Raw genomic sequence first — 19,273 nt, forward strand, 5'->3', positions numbered from 1 at the left:
GGCAGGCATGGGAAGCAAGGGATCCCGAGGCCAGCCAAGTGACCGCAGCCTGCTGCTGAAGGCGCTCGGCGTCGATCTCGACGCCGAGCTGTTCACCCTCTCGCTGACCCACCGCTCGTACGCGTACGAGAATGGCGGGTTGCCCCCCAACGAACGGCTTGAGTTCCTGGGGGACGCGGTGCTCGGACTGGTGATCACTGATCATCTTTACCGCACCCACCCGGATCTGCCGGAGGGCCAGCTCGCGAAGCTCCGGGCCAGCGTGGTGAACATGCACGCGCTGGCCGGGGTGGCTCGTGAGCTGGGCCCTGGTGGACTGGGTGCGCACCTGTTGCTGGGCAAGGGCGAGGAACTCACCGGCGGCCGGGACAAGGCGAGCATCTTGGCCGATGGGCTGGAAGCCGTGATCGGCGCGGTCTACCTGCAACACGGGGTGGAACCCGCGCGCGACCTGGTGCACCGGTTGTTCGACCGTCCGCTGGCCGAGGCCCCGTTGCGGGGCGCCGGCCTGGACTGGAAGACCAGCCTCCAGGAGCTGACCGCGGCGGCCGCGCTCGGTGTGCCCGAGTACCGGGTGGACGAGTCCGGGCCGGACCACCGCAAGGAGTTCGTGGCCACCGTGCTGGTCGGCGGGCGTGGACTGGGCAACGGCGACGGCCGGACCAAGAAGGAAGCCGAGCAGAAGGCCGCCGAGGCGGCCTGGCGCACGCTCTCCGAACAGGTCCGGGTGGCCGCCGAGGAGAAGGCCGCCGCCGCCGAGTCCGCGGGCAAGGCGGACGGCAACGGCAAGGCCGCGGGCTAGCCCCCGGCTGCCTCGGCCACTCGGCTGCCCTCAAGTTCACATCGGCTTCACTCAAAGACGCGTCAAGGGCACTTGACGCGTCTTTGACGTTTTCCTGAGGTGCCAGACACCAGCCGCTCAGGTTCGTCCGTCTGCGGGCCTCTCAGGGGCCATTGCGGGCTTTCTGGCGGCATTCGGGTGGGTTACTCAACAGCGTTGTCAACGACTCGGCCGGTTGGCGGAGTGCGAGGAGGGAGTCGGAGTGCCTGAGCTGCCCGAGGTGGAGGTTGTCCGGCTGGGCCTGGACCGGCATGTGGTCGGCCGCACCATGGCCGCGGTCGAGGTGCTGCACCCCAGGGCGATCCGGCGGCATGAGCCAGGTCCGCTGGACTTCGCCGGCAGGCTGGCCGGGCGCGGGCTGGTCGCGGCGGTGCGCCGGGGCAAGTACCTGTGGCTGGAACTCGACGGGCGGACCGAGGCGCTGCTGACCCACCTCGGCATGAGCGGGCAGATGCTGGTGCAGCCGGTGGGGGCGCCGGATGAGAAGCACCTGCGGGTGCGGATCAGCTTCGCCGACGGCGGGCCGGAGCTGCGGTTCGTCGACCAGCGCACCTTCGGCGGGCTCGCGGTGACCGAACTGGCCGAGGTGGACGGCACGTTGCTGCCGGATCCGGTGGCGCACATCGGCCGGGACCCGATGGATCCGGCCTTCGACCCGGAGCGGGCGGTGGCCGCGCTGCGGGCCAAGCGGACCGAGCTGAAGCGGGCGCTGCTGGACCAGACGCTGGTGTCCGGCATCGGCAACATCTACGCGGACGAGGCTCTCTGGAGATCTCGGCTGCACTGGTCCCGGCCCACCGGGGGTCTGACCCGCCCGGCCGCCCTGCGGGTCCTGGACGCCGCCACCGAAGTCATGGCGGAGGCATTGGGGGCCGGTGGGACGTCCTTCGATTCACTCTACGTAAACGTGAACGGACAGTCGGGATACTTCGACCGTTCGCTCGCAGTTTACGGAAAGACTGGGCAGCCGTGCCCGCGCTGTGGGACGCTGATCGCGCGTGAGCCGTTTATGAACAGGTCTTCGTATTTCTGCCGGGTTTGTCAGCGGCCCCCGGTTACCGGCCAACGTTAAATCTATCCCAAGTTTCTCTGGGAGAAATGTCAACTTACGCCAAAGTAGTTTACGCCACGCTGTTTCATTTTGTGAACTGCTTAGTTCCGTGAACAAAAAAAGTGGGCGAGTCCGAGAGCCGGACCGCCCACCCGATGGTGCAGTTGATCTTGTTGTCAGCCTGACTTCAACTGGCTGCGAAGCTGGCTGGTCGCCCACTCGAAGCTGGTCGCAGGGCTGGGCTCACCTGGGCGAACCGACAGCTCCTTGATGCTGTCGATCAGCATCAGGACCGCCCGGACCGACGGGAGGATCATCTGACCCTCCCTGGTCAGCCGTGCGCCCGCCGGATCGCGGGTGAACAGCTTGGTCCCGAGGGACTGCTCTAGAGACTTGATCTGGTAACTGATTGCGGGCTGTGAATACCCGAGGGACTTCGCCGCCAGGTCCATACGGCCGAGGTCCGCAATCGAGACGAAAGCCCGGAACTCCCGCTCGTGCATTGTTTCTCCCCAGTGTCGCGCTGCGCTAAGGGCCCCACGTGCCCGGGAGAAGTGCCCCGGATCACGCCATAATGAGGACATTACCAACGGCTCATGTGGAAGTCCACCGTTTGGGTACCCGTACCTCCGAGCGGAGTACAAAGTTACTCCCGGTTCACTACTGTGTGCCGCGAGACGCCGCTAAGTAGTGAGCAGATCGGGCAAAGCGCCGGACAACCGGCGCTGGGGAACGCCGAACACTCGTTCGCCTAGTACGTCATCACAGTCGCATCTCGGGGCGGTATATGTCCAGCCACACCGTTATGTCGAGCAGCCGCTCCAGGAACTGTCTGGTAGCGCGGTCGATCAGCGCGGGGTCGGTGGTGGCCACCGCGCGCACCCAGTCCCGCTCGATGATCTCGAACACGGTGGCGTCCCGGCGGCTCAGCAGCTCGTGCAGCTGGTCCTGCACCGCGAGCAGGTACTTCACGTCCTGGGTGGACGGGTAGGGGCTCTTGCGGCGCTCCAGCACGGTGCTGGGCAGCAGGCCCCGAGCGGCCCCGCGCAGCAGGCTCTTCTCCTTGCCGTCAAAGGTTTTCAGCGCCCACGGCGCGTTGTAGACGTACTCCACCAGGCGGTGGTCGCAGAAGGGCACCCGGACCTCCAGCCCGGCGGCCATGCTCATCCGGTCCTTGCGGTCGAGCATGTTGGTCAGGAACTGGCTCAGGTGCACGTGGCAGATCCGGCGCAGCCGCTGCTCGTGCGGGTCGTCGGTGTCCAGCACCGGGGCCTGGGCCAGCGCGTCGGCGTAGCCGCCCACCAGGTGGCCGGGGATGTCCATCCGGGCGGCCAGGCCGGCGTTGATCAGCGGGCGGGTCTGGCTCTGCGCGCCGCCGATGCCGGCGATCCACGGGTAGATCGGCGCCTGCTGGGCGGCCTGGTCGTGCTGCCACCAGTACCCGGCGAAGACCTCGTCCGCGGACTCGCCGGAGAGCGCGACCGTGGAGCGGGCCCTGGCGGCCTGGAAGAGCAGCAGCAGCGAGACGTCCATCTCGCCCATGCCGGTGGGCAGATCGCGCGCGGTGACCGCGGCCGCGCGGTTCTCCGGGGCGGCCAGCGCGGTGTGGTCCAGCACGACGTCGGTGTGCTCGGTGCCGACGTGCCGGGCGACCTGCCGGACGAACGGCGCGTCCAGGCTGTCCTGCAGCACGTGCGGCACGAAGCCGTCCTGTTCGCCGGCGAAGGAGACCGCGAAGGTGCGCGGGATCTCGCCGCGCTCGTGCAGCACCTCGGCGGCCAGCGCGGTGAGCACGCTGGAGTCCAGGCCGCCGGAGAGCAGCACGCACTGCGGCACGTCGGCGATGAGCTGGCGGCGCATGATGTCGTGCAGCAGCTCGCGCACGTGCTCGACGGACTCGGCGGTGTCGTCCAGGTGCGGCAGCGCCTCGACCCGCCAGTAGACCCGCTCGCGCAGCCCGTTGTGGTCCAGCACGGCCAGGGTGCCGGGTTTCAGCTCGCGCATGCCGTGCCAGACCGCGGAGCCGGGCACCTTGACGAAGCCGAAGATCTCCCGCAACCCGTCCTCGCCCAGCGCCTTGCGGGCGAGCGGGTTGGCCAGGATGGCCTTGGGTTCGGAGCCGAAGAGCAGGCCGTCGGCGGTGGGGTAGATGAACAGCGGTTTGACCCCGAGCCGGTCCCGGACCAGCAGTAACCGCTCGGTGCGGTCGTCCCAGATGGCGAAGGCGTACATGCCGTTGAGGTGCTCGACCAGGTCCTCGCCCCACTCCAGGTAGGCGGTGAGCACGACCTCGGTGTCGCCGGCGGTGCGGAAGCGGTGGCCGCGGCGCTGGAGTTCGGCGCGCAGTTCGCGGAAGTTGTAGACCTCGCCGCTGTAGGAGAGCGCGATCGCGCCCGCGGGGGTCTCGGCGATCATCGGCTGCGCCCCGCCGGGCAGGTCGATGATGGCAAGACGGCGGTGGCCCAGCCCGGCGTGCCGGGTGGTCCAGACGCCCTCGCCGTCGGGGCCGCGGGGGGCCAGGGTCGCGGTCATGGCACGGAGGGTGACCGTTTCGGAGGTCAGCTCCCGGTCGTAGGAGACCCAGCCGGTGACTCCGCACATGACGCGCCTCCTCGCGCTTGGCCCCCAGCCTTGGCTGGGAAGTTACCTACTTCTGAGTCGGGTTGGTTCCGCCGAGCAGACCTGTTCTCAGACGAGTGAGTCGGCCGGGCGGTTGCATGCGGAACGTAACCGCATCCGACCATCGGACCCCCTCGATGGGTGGAAAACGGGCGAGAGGTGGCTCACCGGGCGCGTAAAGATCACGTCAATGCCACCGTCAGGGGCGTCAAGGAGTCATCAGGCCCGGTCAGCGGCCTGAACCCGGCATGCACGCTGGCGCCCGTTGTCGAACTACCTAGTCGAGAGGGGAGCGCGCAGATGGCCGACCTGGCCTACGCGGTGCTGCTGATCGGTGGCTTTCTTGTGCTGGCGCTGACGCTGCGCGGATTGGAGCGGTTGTGACTACCGCGGCCGTGTTCAACCTGGTGGGCGGGGTGGTCGCGCTGTTCTTGCTCGTCTACCTGTTCGTCGCCCTGATCCGACCGGAGAAGTTCTGATGACCTCCCTGTGGACCGGCCTGATCCAGGTCGGCCTCCTGCTCGTCGCGCTGGCGGCGGCCTACCGCCCGCTGGGCGACTACCTGGCCCGGGTGTACGAGGACAAGAAGCACTGGCGCATTGAGCGTGGCCTCTACGCGATCGTTCGGGTGAACCCGGACGCGGAGCAGCGCTGGACCACCTACGCCGCCGGTGTGCTCGGCTTCTCCTTCGTCTCGGTGGTGCTGCTGTACCTGTTGCAGCGCTTCCAGGGCTGGCTGCCGTTCGGCTTCGACCGGGAGATCAACCCGGCCACCGCGTTCAACACCGCGGTCAGCTTCGTGACCAACACGAACTGGCAGTCCTACGTGCCCGAGCAGGTCATGGGGCACTCGGTGCAGCTGGCCGGGCTGACCGTGCAGAACTTCGTCTCCGCCGCGGTGGGCATCGCGGTCGCGGTGGCGGTGGTGCGCGGGTTCACCAGGGCCAAGACCGACCGGCTGGGCAACTTCTGGGTGGACCTGGTGCGCGGCTGTGTGCGCGTGCTGCTGCCGCTCTCGATCGCGGCCGCGATCGTGCTGCTCGCCTTCGGCGCGGTGATGAGCCTGTCCTCCGGCGTCACGGTGACCACCCCGGACGGCCAGCAGCACGTGCTGGCGCTGGCCCCGGTGGCCAGCCAGGAGGCGATCAAGGAACTGGGCACCAACGGCGGCGGCATCCTCAACGCCAACTCCGCGCACCCGTTCGAGAACCCGAACTCCTGGACCAACCTGTTCCAGATCTTCCTGATCCTGCTCATCCCGGTCGCGCTGACCCGCACCTTCGGCAAGCTGGTCAAGGACGTCAAGCAGGGCTACGTGCTGCTCAGCGTGATGGGCCTGCTGTTCGCGATCATGACAACAGTGGCCTGGTGGGCGGAGAGCAACCCGAACGGGATCGCCGCGCTGGCCGCGGGCGGCGCCATGGAGGGCAAGGAGGTCCGCTTCGGCATCCCGGGCTCCTCGCTGTTCGCGGTGGCCACCACCGGCACCTCCACCGGCGCGGTGAACTCGCTGCACGACAGCTACACCGGCCTCGGTGGCGGGGTGGCCCTGCTGAACATGCTGCTCGGCGAGGTCGCGCCCGGCGGGGTCGGCGCGGGCCTGTACGGCATCCTGGTGCTCGCCGTGATCGCGGTGTTCCTGGCCGGACTGATGGTCGGCCGCACCCCGGAGTACCTCGGCAAGAAGCTGGGGCGCAAGGAGATCACCGCCGCGGCCATCGCCATGCTGGCCATGCCGACCGTGGTGCTGATCGGCGCCGGGCTCGCGCTCGCGCTGCCGGGGACCGCCGGTGCGCTGAACAATCCGGGCGCGCACGGGCTCTCCGAGGTGCTCTACGCCTATGCCTCAGCAGGCAACAACAACGGCAGCGCGTTCGGCGGGCTGACCGTCACCAGTGACTTCTTCCAGGTGAGTCTGGGGCTGGCGATGCTCTTCGGCCGGTTCATCCCGATCCTGGCCGTGCTCACCCTGGCCGGTTCCCTTGCCCAGCAACGGAAGGTGCCGCCCTCGGCGGGCACCCTGCCCACCTCGGGCCCGCTGTTCGCCGGCATGTTGACCGGCACCGTCGTCCTCGTCGCCGCGCTGACCTTCCTGCCCGCGCTGGCCCTCGGTCCCATTGCGGAGGCCCTGTCATGACCGCTCCCACCAAGGAACACCCGCAGCGCACACCAGCCGAGTCGGCGCACGTGCACGCCGAGCGCACCGGCCGGGTCTCCGCCGGGGTGTTCAACCCGCGGCAGTTGCTGGTCTCGCTGCCGGACGCGCTGCGCAAGCTCGACCCCCGGCACCAGCTGCGCAACCCGGTGATGTTCGTGGTGTGGGCCGGTTCGGTGCTCAGCACGGTCTTCGCCGTGGTGCAGCCCGGGGTGTTCAGCATCGCCACCGCGGCCTGGCTGTGGTTCACCGTCCTGTTCGCCAACCTGGCCGAGGCGGTGGCCGAGGGCCGGGGCAAGGCGCAGGCCGAATCGCTGCGCAAGATGAAGACCGACACGGTCGCCTTCAAGCTGTTGCCAGGACTGAAGGTCGAGGGCGCGGCCAAGGCCACCAGCCTGACTGTGGAGGAGGTCGCGGCCAACCGGCTCGCCCCCGGCGATCTGGTGCTGGTCGAGGCCGGGCAGGTGATCCCGGGCGACGGCGACATCGTGGACGGCATCGCGACCGTGGACGAGTCGGCCATCACTGGTGAGTCCGCGCCGGTGATCCGCGAGTCCGGCGGCGACCGGTCCGCGGTGACCGGCGGCACCACCGTGCTCTCCGACCGGATCATCGTCAAGATCACCTCCAAGCCGGGGGAGACCTTCGTCGACCGGATGATCGCGCTGGTGGAGGGCGCGGAGCGGCAGAAGACGCCGAACGAGGTCGCGCTCACCATCCTGCTCTCGGTGCTCACCATCATCTTCCTGCTGGTGGTCGTGGCGTTGCAGCCGATGGCGGGCTACTCCGGCTCCCAGCAGTCGGTGATCGTGCTGGTCGCGCTGCTGGTCTGCCTGATCCCGACCACGATCGGCGCGCTGCTCTCCGCGATCGGCATCGCGGGCATGGACCGGCTGGTGCAGCGCAACGTGCTGGCCAAGTCCGGGCGCGCGGTGGAGGCCGCGGGCGATATCGACGTGCTGCTGCTGGACAAGACCGGCACCATCACCTTCGGCAACCGGCGGGCCACCGAGCTGCTGCCGGTGGCCGGGTCCACTGTGGACGAACTGGCCGCGGCCGCGCGGCTGGCCAGCCTGGCCGACCAGACCCCAGAGGGCCGCAGCATCGTCGAACTGTGCGTGCGGGACTTCGGGCTGGCCCCCGAAGCCACCGCGGTGGAGGCGGCGGCGGAGTCGGTGCCGTTCACCGCGCAGACCCGGATGAGCGGGATCGACATTGCGGACCGGTTGGTGCGCAAGGGCGCGGGCAGCGCGGTGCGGGCCTGGGTCGCCGAGAACGGCGGTGCGATCCCGGAGGACGTCCAGGTGATCGTGGACCGGATCTCCGCCGAGGGCGGCACACCGCTGGTGGTGGCCGAGGTCGCGGGCGGGAAAGCGTTGGTGCGCGGGGTGATCCGGCTCTCCGACGTGGTGAAGTCGGGTATGAGCGAGCGGTTCGCCGAACTGCGCGCGATGGGCATCCGCACCGTCATGGTCACCGGGGATAACCCGTTGACCGCCAAGGCGATCGCGGCCGAGGCGGGCGTGGACGACTACCTCGCCGAGGCCAAGCCCGAGGACAAGATGGCCCTGATCCGCAAGGAACAGGAGGGCGGGCGGCTGGTCGCGATGACCGGCGACGGCACCAACGACGCGCCCGCGCTGGCCCAGGCCGACGTCGGGGTGGCGATGAACACCGGGACGGCCGCGGCCAAGGAGGCCGGCAACATGGTCGACCTGGACTCCGACCCGACCAAGCTGATCGAGATCGTGGAGATCGGCAAGCAGATGCTGATCACCAGGGGCGCGCTGACCACGTTCAGCATCGCCAACGACCTGGCCAAGTACTTCGCGATCCTGCCTGCCATGTTCATGGCCATCTACCCGCAGCTGGACTCGATCAACATCATGCGGCTGGCCACCCCGCAGTCGGCCATCATGTCCGCGGTGATCTTCAACGCGTTGATCATCATCGCGTTGATCCCGCTGGCGCTCAAGGGCGTCCAGTACACCCCGTCCAGCGCCTCCCAGCTGCTGCGGCGGAACCTGCTGATCTATGGCCTCGGCGGCATCATCACGCCGTTCCTCGGCATCAAGCTGATCGACCTGCTGGTCGCTCTCATCCCGGGATTCGGGGGCTGAACGTGCACACCATCTCCACCCTCTGGAAGCAGTCCATGGCCGGGCTGCGCGTCTTGCTCGTGCTGACCGTCCTGCTGGGCGTGGTCTACCCACTGCTCATCTGGGGCGTCGGCAGGCTGCCGGGGCTCTCCGCCAACGCGGAGGGGTCGGTCATCTACCAGAACGGCCAGCCGGTCGGATCCGAGCTGATCGGCATCGACCTGGTGGACGAGCGGGCCAAGGACAACCCGGCCCTGGACCGCTGGTTCCACAACCGCCCGTCCGCGCTGACCAAGGACGTGCCGAGCCCGGGTGACACCGCCAGTTCCGGCGGTTCCAACAAGGCCGGGGACAACGAGGACCTGCGCAAGGCGATCGAGGACCGCAAGGCCGCGATCGTGGCCCGTGAGCAGGTCGAGGCGGGCAAGATCCCGGCCGACGCGGTCACCGCCTCGGCCTCCGGGCTGGACCCGCACATCAGTCCGGCCTACGCCGAACTCCAGGCGCCCCGGGTGGCCAGGGAGAACGGCGTCGACCTGGCCGTGGTCCGGCGGCTGATCGAGGAGAACACCGCCAAGGGGATCGGCGAGCCCGGTGTCAACGTGCTCAAACTCAACCTCGCTGTGCAGGCCGCGCGGCGTTGATGACCAGGGTCCGGCTGGTCCAGGTGCAGACTGAACCCGTGAGCGAGTACGGCAAGCGGCGGCGCCGAGGTGAGTTGCGCATCTACCTCGGCGCCGCGCCGGGCGTCGGCAAGACCTACGACATGCTGTGTGAGGCGCACCGGCGGCTCGAACGCGGCACCGATGTGGTCGTCGGTTACCTCGAGACGCACGGCCGGGAGAAGACCGCGGAACTCGTGCGCGGGCTGGAAGTGTTGCCGCGCAAGGCGATGACCCACCGCGAGGTCGAGCTGACCGAGCTGGACATCGACGGGCTGCTGGCCCGCGCGCCCGAGGTGGCGGTGGTCGACGAGCTGGCGCACACCAACGCGCCCGGCTCGCGCAACAGCAAGCGCTGGGAGGACATCGAGGAACTCCTGGAGGCCGGGATCGATGTGCTCTCCACGGTGAACGTGCAGCACCTGGAGTCGCTCAACGACGTGGTGCAGCGGATCACCGGGGTGCCGCAGCGGGAGACCGTGCCGGATGAGGTGGTGCGCCGGGCCGAGCAGGTCGAGCTGGTCGATGTCACCCCGGAGGCGCTGCGGCGGCGGATGGCGCACGGCAACATCTACCCCGCGCACAAGATCGACGCGGCGCTGGGCAACTACTTCCGGCCGGGCAACCTGACCGCGTTGCGTGAGCTGGCGCTGCTGTGGGTGGCCGACCAGGTCGACGTGGCGTTGCAGCGGTACCGGGCCGAGCACGAGATCACCGACACCTGGGAGACCAGGGAACGGGTGGTGGTGGCCGTCACCGGTGGCGCGGAGAGCGAAACGCTGATCCGCCGGGCCAGCCGGATCGCCAACCGGGCCGGCGCGGAGCTGCTGGCACTGCACATCCTGCGCAGTGACGGGCTGGCCGGGACCTCCGCGCAGGCGGTGGCGCGCTGCCGCAAGCTCGCCGACGACGTGGGCGCGACCTTCCACACCGTGGTCGGCGACGACGTGCCGACCGCGTTGCTGGACTTCGCCCGCGGGGTCAACGCGACCCAGCTGGTGCTGGGCACCTCGCGGCGCAGCAGGCTGGCCCGTGCCTTCGACGAGGGCGTCGGCTCGCGGACCGTGCAGCACTCCGGGTCGATCGACGTGCACATGGTCACCCACGATCACGCGGGCGGCGTGCTGCGGCGGCACCGCGGACCTGCCCGTGGCGTGCTGAGCCCGTGGCGCAAGACCTTCGGCTGGTTCGCCGCGCTGCTGCTGCCGACCACGGTCACCGCGATCGGGGTGGTGGCCGAGGAGACGCTGAGCATCTCCACCGACGTGGTCGGCTACTTCCTCGCGGTGGTGGTGGTCGCGCTGATCGGCGGACTGGGCCCGGCGGTGCTGACCGCGGTGCTCAGCGGGTTGCTGCTGAACTTCTTCTTCAGCCCGCCGCTGTACACCCTGGACATCGCCAACGAGGAGAACGTGATCACCATCATCGCGATGGTGCTGGTCGCGGTGCTGGTGGCGCTGGTGGTGGACCGGGCGGGGCGGCGGGCCGAGCAGGCGGCCAAGGCACGCACCGAGGCGGCGCTGCTGGCCTCCTACGCGCGCACCGTGCTGACCCATCCCGAGCCGCTGCAACGGTTGCTGGAGAAGATCACCGAGAACTTCGGGCTGACCTCCGCCTCGATGCTGGAGGAGCAGGAGGACGACGAGTGGTATGTGGTCGCCGCGGCCGGCCCCGATCCGGCCACCGATCCGGACCAGGCCGATGTGGACGTGCTGATCAGCAGTGAGGTGCACCTGGCGCTCAAGGGCCGGGCGCTGCCCGCGGCGGACCGGGGGCTGCTGGAGGCGGTGGCGGGGCAGGCGTTGCTGGCGTTGCGGCAGCAGCGGCTGACGGTGAAGACCGCGGCCGCCGAACGCAAGGCGGCCACCACCGAGTTGCGCACCGCGCTGCTGTCGGCGGTGGGGCACGACCTGCGCACCCCGCTGACCTCGATCAAGGCCGCGGTGAGCAGCCTGCGCGACCCCGAGCTTCGGCTGTCCGATGTGGACACCGCGGATCTGCTGGCCACGGTGGAGGAGTCGGCGGACCGGCTGGTCGGGCTGGTGGACAACCTGCTCGACTCCTCCCGGCTGGCCACCGGCGCGGTGCAGCCGCAGTTGCGCGCGGTGGGCTACTACGAGGTGGTGGCCAGGGCGCTGCGCAGTGTGGACGACCCGTCCAAGGTCGAGGTCGACGTGGACGAGAGCCTGGTCCCGGTGTGCGCCGACGTCGGCCTGCTGGAGCGGGTGATCGCGAACGTGGTGGACAACGCGCTGCGGCACGGCCGCAAACCGGGCAGCGACGGGTTCGTGGTCGCGGTGCGGGCCAGCGCGCACGCCGAACGGGTCGAGCTGCGCATCGTGGACCAGGGCGCCGGCCTGCCCAAGGGCGCCGCCGCCACCGTGTTCCAGCCCTTCCAGCGTTTGAACGACCGCGACACCCGGGGCGTGGGCCTGGGGTTGAGCGTGGCGAAGGGATTCACCGAGGCGATGGGTGGCAGCATCCACGCCGAGGACACCCCCGGGGGTGGGCTCACCGTGGTGATCTCGCTGCCCGCGTACCGGATGGCCGAAGAGGAGACAGCCGGATGACCAAGGTCCTGGTCGTCGACGACGAACCGCAGATCGTGCGGGCGTTGCGGATCAACCTGACCGCCCGTGGCTACCAGGTGCTGACCGCACACGACGGCGCCTCCGCGTTGAAGGCGGCAGCCGAGGGCAAACCCGATGTCGTGGTCCTGGACCTCGGCCTGCCCGACATCGACGGCACCGAGGTCATCTCCGGCCTCCGCGGCTGGACCCGGGTCCCCATCCTGGTCCTCTCCGCCCGCACCGACTCCACCGACAAGGTCGAGGCCCTGGACGCCGGGGCGGACGACTACGTGACCAAGCCGTTCGGGATGGACGAGCTGCTGGCCCGGTTGCGCGCGGCGGTCCGGCGGGCGAGCAACTCCGGCGAGGAGGAACAGCCCGTCGTGCAGACGGCGTCCTTCTCGGTGGACCTGGCGGCGAAGAAGGTGCTCAAGGACGGGGCCGAGGTGCATCTGACGCCGACCGAGTGGGGGGTGCTGGAGGTCCTGGTGCGTGGGCGGGGGCGGCTGGTGGCGCAGCGGCAGTTGCTGCAGGAGGTGTGGGGGCCGAACTACGCGACGGAGACGCATTATCTGCGGGTGTACCTGGCGCAGTTGCGGCGCAAGCTGGAACCGGAACCCGCGCACCCGCGACACCTGTTGACCGAGCCGGGGATGGGGTATCGGTTCGAGCCCTAGTTGTAGGGCTCGTTGGCGGTTGTGGGGTGGGGGTCAGGCGCGTTGCAGGGCGGCTACTGAGCGGATCAGGCCGTTGCGTTCCAGCGCGAGCAGGGTGTCCTCGGGGCGTTCCGGTGGGCGGCGTCGGGCGTATGCGATCTGCTGGACGCAGCCCCACACGACCTTGGCGTCGAGGTCGATCTGGTCCAGCACGAAGTCGTCGGCGGATTTCGCCTCGATGTCCCACTGCCCGACCTGCCCCGGCGGGAAGTCCTTGAGGTTGTTGGTCACGATCACCTGCGCGCGGGCCTTGATCGCGGCGGCCAGCACGTGCCGGTCGTCCGGATCGGGGAGTTCGAGCCCGGCTTCGAGCGGTTCGTAGTTGGTCACCAGGCAGTCCCGGACCGCGCACACCATGAGCTTGCGGGTGCGGGCGAGCGCGTCCGGGGCCAGGTCGGGCCGGTGCGCGCGCAGGCTGTCGAAGACCTCGTCCAGGATCCGGTTGGTCCACCTCGCCTGCACCAGACCGGCGCGGGCGATGCGGATCAGCAGGTCGCGCAGAGTGCTGGGGTAGAGCACACACGCGTCGTAGACCACGACGAAGGACAACTCAGGTCAAACCCATCTCCTGGGTCAACGCGGTCAGCTCGTCGGCCGCCTCGCGTCGACGGTGGTCGTCCCGCCTCAGGTACCCCAGCAGCGAGGTGACCCGGATCCGGCGGTGTTTGCCCACCTTGCGGTAGTCGATCTCGCCGGCGTCGAGCAGGCCGATCAGGTACGGGCGGGAGACGTTGAGCAGGTCGGCGGCCTGCTGGGTGGTCAGTTCGGCGTTGGTGGGCACCACCGAGACGCCCTGGCCCGCGGCCATGTGCGCCAGGATCCGGGCGAACAGTTCGACCGCGGCGCGCGGCACGATCAGTTCCTCGCCGTCCTCGGCGACCCGCAGGCGGATCTCGTTGGGGCCGTCGGGGTGCCTGGCCAGGTAGTCGGTGACCCTGGCCAGGGCGGCGTCGGCGGTCCGGACGTCGCCCTCGTCCGGTTGCACCTGGTCGTTCGTCAGGGTGGTCATGGGTGCCTCCTCCGCTAAACGCAGTATCCGCAATAGACGCAGTGAACGCAACTGGGAGGTTGGGGTGAGGTGGGTTGGCTGGCTGCTTGGTGCAGGAGTTGTTCGGCCGGACGGACCCGTGGGCTGGGCCGGCCCCTGCGGCGTCGGCGCGTACTGCCGGGAATTCGCGGGGGAACGGCAAGATCGGTTGTCCCGGACTTACTTGATTAAGTAACCGGGAATGGGCCGAATGCCGTGGTTGGGCCGTTCGAGTCATCCTCTGCTCTTCCAGGCAGCATAAGCGTAGAACCGGTTGACACCTGTCCGCGGGCAGCACAAAACTGGGCGACGGTCCTTGTGTGGCCGTTGTGTGAGGGGAAAAGGGGTGGGGATCCCGGCACGTACCGCGTTCTGACGTGATCAATTGCTTGCAGCGGTTGGTCTGGCGTTGGCGTGGTTTCTGGGGGTCTTATTCTGCATGTGCTCTTTTCCTTGAACGCCGCTGTTTCGAGGAATGGAGGTGGCATGCCCGTCACGCCGACCTATCCAGGCGTCTACATCGAGGAGCTGCCCAGCCGGGTCCGCACGGTCGCCGCGGTCTCGACCTCGGTGACCGCCTTCGTCGGCTACACCAGCCGCGGCCCGGTCAACGAGGCCGTCACGATCACCAGCTTCGCCGACTTCGAGCGTCGCTTCGGCGGCCTGGCCGGCGCCAGCGCGGTCAGCTACGCCGTGCAGCAGTTCTTCCTCAACGGTGGCACCGTCGCCGTGATCGTCCGGGTCGCCAAGGGCGCCGAACACGCCACCGCCGGTATCTACAGCCGGGCCGACGCCGGGAAGAAACGAGTACTCACCCTGCGCGCTCGTGAGCCAGGGACCTGGGGAAACGGGTTGCGGGTGAGTGTTGATCACGGCACTCCGACGCCGGATGCCACCTTCAACCTCCAGCTCAGCCACCCCAGCGGGCAGCGGGAGAGCTACGCCGACCTGTCCATGGATCCCGACCACGAACGGCACGTCGCCGTCGTGGTCAACGGCAGTTCCCGGCTGGTCACCCTCACCGTGGACAACGATCCCGAGCCCACCCAGCGGCCGGACCCGGTCGGCACCAGCTCCGGCAAGTTCCCCGGCGCCGCGCCCGACCCCTCCGGTGAGCTGGAAGTTTCCGTGCTCGGCGGGTCGACCGTGCACAAGCTGACCCTGCTCAAAGCCGGCGATCCCAAGCCCGCCAACCTGATCGAGCTGGCGTTGCTGCTGGAGAACAGGCTGCGCACGCTGCCGGACACCCCCGGTGATCGCACCTACGGCGCGGCCACCGTCACCGTGCGCGGGCACCGGCTGCAGGTCGTCGCCGGCACCGCCGACGCGGGTGTGGTGCTCAAACTCGAAGGCGCGGTCGGCAACAACCTCGGCTTCGGCGGCGGTCGCAACGTCACCGCCTACGCCTTCGGCGGCGGCGAGAACGAGGGCCAGGCCCCCGGCAAGGCGGGCGAGGACGGCGATCTGCCGGGGCACACCGAGCTGATCGGCAACGAGGGCGCCAAGACCGGGCTCTACGCGCTGCGCGATGTCGACGACGTCGGCCTGCTCGCCCTGCCCGAGGCCGCCGCGCTGCCCGGCGACACCGACCTCACCCGGATGGTCGACGTGCTCGGCCACGCCGGCAGGCTGTGCCGGACCAAACGGATGTTTCTGCTGGTGGACGCGCCGGCCGCGTGGTCGAGCGTGGACGCGGTGCGGGCCAACCTGCACCGGCTCGGCTCGGTCCGCAGCGACCACGCCGCGCTCTACTTCCCGCGGCTGCACCTGCTCGACCCGCTCAGTGGACGGCTGCGTGCCTTCCCGCCCTGCGGCGCGGTGGCCGGCGTGATGGCCCGCACCGACGCCGAACGCGGCGTGTGGAAAGCCCCCGCGGGCACCGAGACCAGGCTCAACTCGGTGCAGGGCCTGACCGTGCCGATGACGGATCCGGAGAACGGCCTGCTCAACCCGCTGGCCGTGAACTGCGTCCGGTCCTTCCCGGTGATAGGCCCGGTGGTCTGGGGCGCGCGCACCCTCGACGGCGCGGACGCGACCCCCTCGCAGTGGAAGTACGTGCCGGTCCGGCGTACCGCGCTGATGATCGAGGAAAGCCTGTATCGCGGCACCAAGTGGGTGGTTTTCGAGCCCAACGACGAACGGCTCTGGGCACAAATTCGACTGAATGTCGGCGCATTCATGCACTCGCTGTTCGAGCGCGGCGCATTCCAGGGCACCTCGGCCAGGGACGCCTACTTCGTGAAATGCGACAAGGACACCACGACGCAGAACGACATCAACAGCGGCGTGGTGAATGTCCTGGTCGGCTTCGCCCCGTTGAAACCGGCGGAGTTCGTGATCATCAAGATCGAGCAGCTCGCCGGACAGATCGAGGTCTAGGGGTACTCATGGCCGAGTTCACCGTCAACCCGCAGCGGTTCGACCCGTACAAGAACTTCAAGTTCCTGGTGGTCTGCGACGGCCGCGTGGTGGCAGGCGTGTCCAAGATCAGCCCGCTCAAGCGCACCACCGAGGTGGTCAAGCACCGCAGCGGCGGTGACGCCAGCTCACCGCGCAAGTCGGCGGGCCGCACCGAGTTCGAGGCGATCACCCTGGAACGCGGGGTCACCCACGACCCGGACTTCGACCGCTGGGCCAACAAGGTCTGGCTGGTCGGCCAGGGCCGCGGCGCGGAGATGTCGCTGCGGGACTTCCGCAAGGACATCGTCATCCAGGTGCTCAACGAGTCCGGTCAGGTCGCCTTGGCCTACAAGGTCTACCGGGCCTGGCCGAGTGAGTACCAGGTGCTGGGCGAGCTGGACGCGAACGCCAACGCGGTCGCCATCCAGAGCCTGAAGCTGGAATGCGAGGGCTGGGAACGGGACTACGAGGTCGCCGAACCGGAGGAACCGTCGCTGAGCAACCCGGCCTGAGCCGATGGCGGCGCCGAGTGAGCTGCTGGATGCCTGGGAGCGCGGGCTGGCGGCCGGACACACCCAGCGCGCGCTCCTGCTGCACCGGCTGGCCCGCCCGGCGGCCGGTGCCACCGAGCTGCTCGCGGCCCCGGTAGGGCAGCGGGACCGCGAGCTGTTCGGGCTGCGCCGGGAACTCTTCGGCGACCGGCTCAACGGGCGGCTGTCCTGCCCGGACTGCGCCGAGGAACTGGAGTTCGACTTCACCGCGGGCGCGGTGCTGGCCATCGGCCCGACCGCCGAAGCGGTGCAGGTCGAACACGGCGGCTACCGGGTGCGGGTGCGCCCGCCGACGCCGGCCGACGTGCTCGCCGCCGGCGCGGCAGGCCGGGACGCGCGGGCCGCGTTGCTGCGGCGGATCGTGCTGACCGCCACCCGCGACGGCCACCCGGTCCGCGCCGACGACCTCCCGCCGTCGGCGCGGACCGCGGTGGCCGAGGCCGTCGCCCGGCTCGACCCGGCCGCCGAGGTGCTGCTCGACGTGCCCTGCGTGGCCTGCGGCAGCCGGGCCAGGGCCCTGCTGGACATCGCCGCCTACCTGTGGGCCGAACTCGACTCCTGGGCCCGCGGCCTGCTGCTCGACGTGCACGCCCTGGCCGGGGCCTACGGCTGGACCGAGCCGGAGGTGCTCGCGCTGAGCCCCACCCGCCGCCGCTACTACCTGGAGCTGGTGGGACATGACTGAGCCCGACTTCCTCGACCGGCTGCTCGCCCGCTGCCTGCCCGGCGCGGGCCTGCCCACCGACGCCACCCCGGTGCGGCCCCGGCTGAACCAGCTCTTCGAGCCTTCCGTACTCGCGGCGGCGGAACCCGATCCCGCCGAGCCACCGCGGGCCACCACCCCGGCCGTCGCAGGTCCGGGGAGCCCGGCGGCAGCGCCGCGCGCCGTCCCACCACCGGCCGCCGCACCCGTGGCGGAATCGGTTCCGGTGCACTCACCGACGGCAGGCCCGCCGGTGACCGCGTCCGCCGGGGCCGAGCCGGTGTCGACGCCGGCGCTGCTGCCGGTGCGCACCGTGGTTGAACCCGGGTGCCAGCAGAACCGTTCTGTCAACGAGACCATTACGGAGCGGCGGATCCCGGTTACCGCCGCTCTACCCCACGGGCCGGCCGATGTGGAATCCCCAGCCGCATCGGTCGGCCCCGCAGCCCCACCGCGGCCTGGGCCTCGACCCCAGGCCGCGGTGACGCCACGGCGGCGGCGCGCGGTAGAACCCGCGCCGCCGTCGGTGACGGTCAGCATCGGCAGGCTGGAGGTCACCGCCACCGCGCCGGATCCCCTTGCCCGGCAACGGGACCGGCCGAGCCGGACGGAACCGGCGCTGGGCCTGGCCGAGTACCTCGGCGGTGACCGATGAGCAACACCCTGGCCATCGCCACCGTCACGCACGCCCTGTGCGGTTACCTGGCCCGGTCACTGGACGTCGGGATCGCGGTCAACGTCAACCCGCAGAAACCACCGGCCGATCCGCCATCGGACCCGACCATCACGGTGTTCCTGTACCAGGTCACCCCGAACGGCTCGCTGCGCAACGCCGACGCGCCCACCCGCGGCCCGGACGGCGCGGTGCTGCGCAAACCCCAGGCCGCGCTGGACCTGCACTACCTGATCAGCTTCTACGGCGAGGAGGCCAGCGCGCTGCCGCAGCGGTTGCTGGGCAGTGTGGTGCGCGCGCTGCACGAGGACCCGATCCTGTCCCGCAAGGACATCGAGGACGCGGTGCTCTTCCACCCCCATCTGGCCGGCAGCGATCTGGCGGCCAGTCCGCACAAGGTCCGGTTCACCCCGGCCCAGCTCGACCTGGACGACCAGTCGAAGCTGTGGTCGATGCTGTTCCAGACGCCGTACGCGGTGTCGCTGCACTACCTCGCCTCGCTGGTGCTGGTGGACGGCCGCAGCACCCCGCAGGCCGGGAAACCGGTGCTGCGCAGGCACATCCACGTCGAACCGTTCGTCCGGCCGGTGGTGGAGCAGGTGCTCTCACTGCCGCCGGGCGCGGATCCGGCCACCCCGCCGGACACCGGGCCGATCACCGCGGACCGGGATCTGGTGCTGACCGGGCTCAACCTCGGCCGCCCCGACCCGGTCGCGCTGGTCGGCGGCCTGGTCGCGCCGGTGCGCCGGATCGCCGACGCCCAGGTGGTGCTCGGCCAGCCGGCCAACCTGCCGCCAGGGGTGCACACCGTGCAACTGCGCTACCCGGTCCAGCTCGATCCGGCCAGCGAGCCGCGGCCACTGCTGGAATCCACTGCCGCGCCCTATGTCCGGCGGCCCCGGGTGCTGCGCGCGGAACGACGTGGGCAGGGCGTGTGGCTGCGGCTGGACATCCCGGTCGAGGCCGATCAGCGGGCCCAGCTACTGCTCGACGGCACCGGCGTGCGGGGCCGCAGTTACCAGTTCACCGCGCCGTTCCCGCTGGTCGGGGTGCCCGAACCGGTGCGGGAACTGACCGTGCCGATCAAGAACGTGGTCGCCGGACGCTACCTGGTGCGGGTGCAGGTGGACGGCGCGCAGAGCCCGCTGGACTTCGCCGGCGGCGCGTTCACCGGACCAAGCGTGGAGATCACCGGCTGAGGAGAGG

At 69.9% G+C, this 19,273-nt stretch carries 18 protein-coding genes; 14 read left to right on the forward strand and 4 right to left on the reverse strand.

Annotated features, from left to right (window positions below; all coding sequences use genetic code 11):
* The first annotated feature begins 7 nt into the window (after positions 1–7).
* Both rnc and mutM read left to right on the forward strand, forming a co-directional pair.
* Positions 8–802: a ribonuclease III gene (gene rnc / locus MZC64_RS31500; protein ID WP_247760607.1), complete on the forward strand. Its 795-nt coding sequence runs from the start codon at positions 8–10 to the stop codon at positions 800–802.
* 241 nt (positions 803–1,043) lie between these two features.
* Entirely contained in the window at positions 1,044–1,913 is an 870-nt protein-coding gene (mutM, locus tag MZC64_RS31505) for a bifunctional DNA-formamidopyrimidine glycosylase/DNA-(apurinic or apyrimidinic site) lyase (protein WP_247760606.1), read from the forward strand.
* A 155-nt stretch (positions 1,914–2,068) separates the two neighbouring features.
* On the opposite strand, the gene MZC64_RS48165 is transcribed toward mutM, so the two are convergent.
* Positions 2,069–2,395: a LysR family transcriptional regulator gene (locus tag MZC64_RS48165; RefSeq protein WP_086787003.1), complete on the reverse strand. Its 327-nt coding sequence runs from the start codon at positions 2,393–2,395 to the stop codon at positions 2,069–2,071.
* A 259-nt stretch (positions 2,396–2,654) separates the two neighbouring features.
* Positions 2,655–4,493 (reverse strand): asparagine synthase (glutamine-hydrolyzing), encoded by a 1,839-nt coding sequence (gene asnB, locus MZC64_RS31515; protein ID WP_247760605.1) that lies wholly within the window; start codon positions 4,491–4,493, stop codon positions 2,655–2,657.
* Positions 4,494–4,652: 159 nt separating this feature from the next.
* On the opposite strand from asnB, the gene MZC64_RS31520 reads away from it, so the two are divergent.
* The 7 genes from MZC64_RS31520 to MZC64_RS31550 are packed head-to-tail and all read left to right on the forward strand — an operon-like array spanning position 4,653 to position 12,674.
* The gene (locus MZC64_RS31520; RefSeq protein ID WP_247760604.1) at positions 4,653–4,895 is read left to right on the forward strand and encodes a hypothetical protein; all 243 of its coding nucleotides are present in this window, start codon (positions 4,653–4,655) and stop codon (positions 4,893–4,895) included.
* Entirely contained in the window at positions 4,892–4,990 is a 99-nt protein-coding gene (gene kdpF / locus MZC64_RS31525) for a K(+)-transporting ATPase subunit F (protein WP_185009142.1), read from the forward strand. Before MZC64_RS31520 ends, kdpF begins: the two co-directional genes overlap by 4 nt.
* The gene (gene kdpA, locus MZC64_RS31530) at positions 4,990–6,648 is read left to right on the forward strand and encodes a potassium-transporting ATPase subunit KdpA (RefSeq protein WP_247760603.1); all 1,659 of its coding nucleotides are present in this window, start codon (positions 4,990–4,992) and stop codon (positions 6,646–6,648) included. The genes kdpF and kdpA overlap by 1 nt, the downstream gene beginning before the upstream one ends.
* Positions 6,645–8,786 carry a potassium-transporting ATPase subunit KdpB gene (kdpB, locus tag MZC64_RS31535; protein WP_247760602.1) on the forward strand — a complete coding sequence of 714 codons (2,142 nt, stop codon included), beginning with the start codon at positions 6,645–6,647 and terminating at the stop codon, positions 8,784–8,786. Before kdpA ends, kdpB begins: the two co-directional genes overlap by 4 nt.
* 11 nt (positions 8,787–8,797) lie before the next feature.
* Positions 8,798–9,409, forward strand: a complete 612-nt coding sequence (locus MZC64_RS31540; RefSeq protein WP_247760910.1) for a potassium-transporting ATPase subunit C — start codon at positions 8,798–8,800, stop codon at positions 9,407–9,409.
* 38 nt (positions 9,410–9,447) lie between these two features.
* A complete protein-coding gene (locus MZC64_RS31545; RefSeq protein WP_247760601.1) occupies positions 9,448–11,997 on the forward strand; it encodes a sensor histidine kinase KdpD in 2,550 nt (849 codons plus the stop codon).
* Positions 11,994–12,674 carry a response regulator gene (locus tag MZC64_RS31550; RefSeq protein ID WP_185009134.1) on the forward strand — a complete coding sequence of 227 codons (681 nt, stop codon included), beginning with the start codon at positions 11,994–11,996 and terminating at the stop codon, positions 12,672–12,674. The genes MZC64_RS31545 and MZC64_RS31550 overlap by 4 nt, the downstream gene beginning before the upstream one ends.
* 33 nt (positions 12,675–12,707) lie before the next feature.
* Here the strand turns inward: MZC64_RS31550 and MZC64_RS31555 are convergent, their stop codons facing one another.
* Together MZC64_RS31555 and MZC64_RS31560 are read right to left on the reverse strand one after the other, a co-directional pair.
* Entirely contained in the window at positions 12,708–13,262 is a 555-nt protein-coding gene (locus MZC64_RS31555; RefSeq protein WP_247760600.1) for a PIN domain-containing protein, read from the reverse strand.
* A gap of 1 nt (position 13,263) precedes the next feature.
* Entirely contained in the window at positions 13,264–13,722 is a 459-nt protein-coding gene (locus tag MZC64_RS31560) for a helix-turn-helix domain-containing protein (RefSeq protein ID WP_247760599.1), read from the reverse strand.
* Between the two features lie 504 nt (positions 13,723–14,226).
* Between MZC64_RS31560 and MZC64_RS31565 the strand changes: the two genes are divergently transcribed.
* Genes MZC64_RS31565 through MZC64_RS31585 form a run of 5 tightly spaced genes read left to right on the forward strand, consistent with a single transcriptional unit; the run spans position 14,227 to position 19,266 of the window.
* Positions 14,227–16,119, forward strand: a complete 1,893-nt coding sequence (locus MZC64_RS31565) for a phage tail sheath C-terminal domain-containing protein (RefSeq protein WP_247760598.1) — start codon at positions 14,227–14,229, stop codon at positions 16,117–16,119.
* A gap of 8 nt (positions 16,120–16,127) precedes the next feature.
* On the forward strand, positions 16,128–16,652 hold the full coding sequence (locus tag MZC64_RS31570) for a phage tail protein (RefSeq protein ID WP_185009126.1): 525 nt from the start codon (positions 16,128–16,130) through the stop codon (positions 16,650–16,652).
* A 4-nt stretch (positions 16,653–16,656) separates the two neighbouring features.
* Positions 16,657–17,376, forward strand: a complete 720-nt coding sequence (locus MZC64_RS31575; RefSeq protein WP_247760597.1) for a hypothetical protein — start codon at positions 16,657–16,659, stop codon at positions 17,374–17,376.
* Entirely contained in the window at positions 17,369–18,049 is a 681-nt protein-coding gene (locus tag MZC64_RS31580; protein ID WP_247760928.1) for a hypothetical protein, read from the forward strand. The genes MZC64_RS31575 and MZC64_RS31580 overlap by 8 nt, the downstream gene beginning before the upstream one ends.
* Positions 18,046–19,266: a DUF4255 domain-containing protein gene (locus tag MZC64_RS31585; RefSeq protein ID WP_247760596.1), complete on the forward strand. Its 1,221-nt coding sequence runs from the start codon at positions 18,046–18,048 to the stop codon at positions 19,264–19,266. The genes MZC64_RS31580 and MZC64_RS31585 overlap by 4 nt, the downstream gene beginning before the upstream one ends.
* Positions 19,267–19,273: the final 7 nt, after the last annotated feature.

It is taken from the genome of Crossiella sp. S99.2, assembly GCF_023094165.1.
Lineage (GTDB): Bacteria > Actinomycetota > Actinomycetes > Mycobacteriales > Pseudonocardiaceae > Crossiella.

Excerpts from the sequence above, each read along its gene's own strand:
- rnc (WP_247760607.1), top strand. The coding sequence starts at position 8 with ATGGGAAGCAAGGGATCCCGAGGCCAGCCAAGTGACCGCAGCCTGCTG.
- MZC64_RS48165 (WP_086787003.1), bottom strand. The coding sequence starts at position 2,395 with ATGCACGAGCGGGAGTTCCGGGCTTTCGTCTCGATTGCGGACCTCGGC.
- asnB (WP_247760605.1), bottom strand. The coding sequence starts at position 4,493 with ATGTGCGGAGTCACCGGCTGGGTCTCCTACGACCGGGAGCTGACCTCC.
- kdpA (WP_247760603.1), top strand. The coding sequence starts at position 4,990 with ATGACCTCCCTGTGGACCGGCCTGATCCAGGTCGGCCTCCTGCTCGTC.
- kdpB (WP_247760602.1), top strand. The coding sequence starts at position 6,645 with ATGACCGCTCCCACCAAGGAACACCCGCAGCGCACACCAGCCGAGTCG.
- MZC64_RS31550 (WP_185009134.1), top strand. The coding sequence starts at position 11,994 with ATGACCAAGGTCCTGGTCGTCGACGACGAACCGCAGATCGTGCGGGCG.
- MZC64_RS31560 (WP_247760599.1), bottom strand. The coding sequence starts at position 13,722 with ATGACCACCCTGACGAACGACCAGGTGCAACCGGACGAGGGCGACGTC.
- MZC64_RS31565 (WP_247760598.1), top strand. The coding sequence starts at position 14,227 with ATGCCCGTCACGCCGACCTATCCAGGCGTCTACATCGAGGAGCTGCCC.
- MZC64_RS31570 (WP_185009126.1), top strand. The coding sequence starts at position 16,128 with ATGGCCGAGTTCACCGTCAACCCGCAGCGGTTCGACCCGTACAAGAAC.
- MZC64_RS31575 (WP_247760597.1), top strand. The coding sequence starts at position 16,657 with ATGGCGGCGCCGAGTGAGCTGCTGGATGCCTGGGAGCGCGGGCTGGCG.
- MZC64_RS31580 (WP_247760928.1), top strand. The coding sequence starts at position 17,369 with ATGACTGAGCCCGACTTCCTCGACCGGCTGCTCGCCCGCTGCCTGCCC.
- MZC64_RS31585 (WP_247760596.1), top strand. The coding sequence starts at position 18,046 with ATGAGCAACACCCTGGCCATCGCCACCGTCACGCACGCCCTGTGCGGT.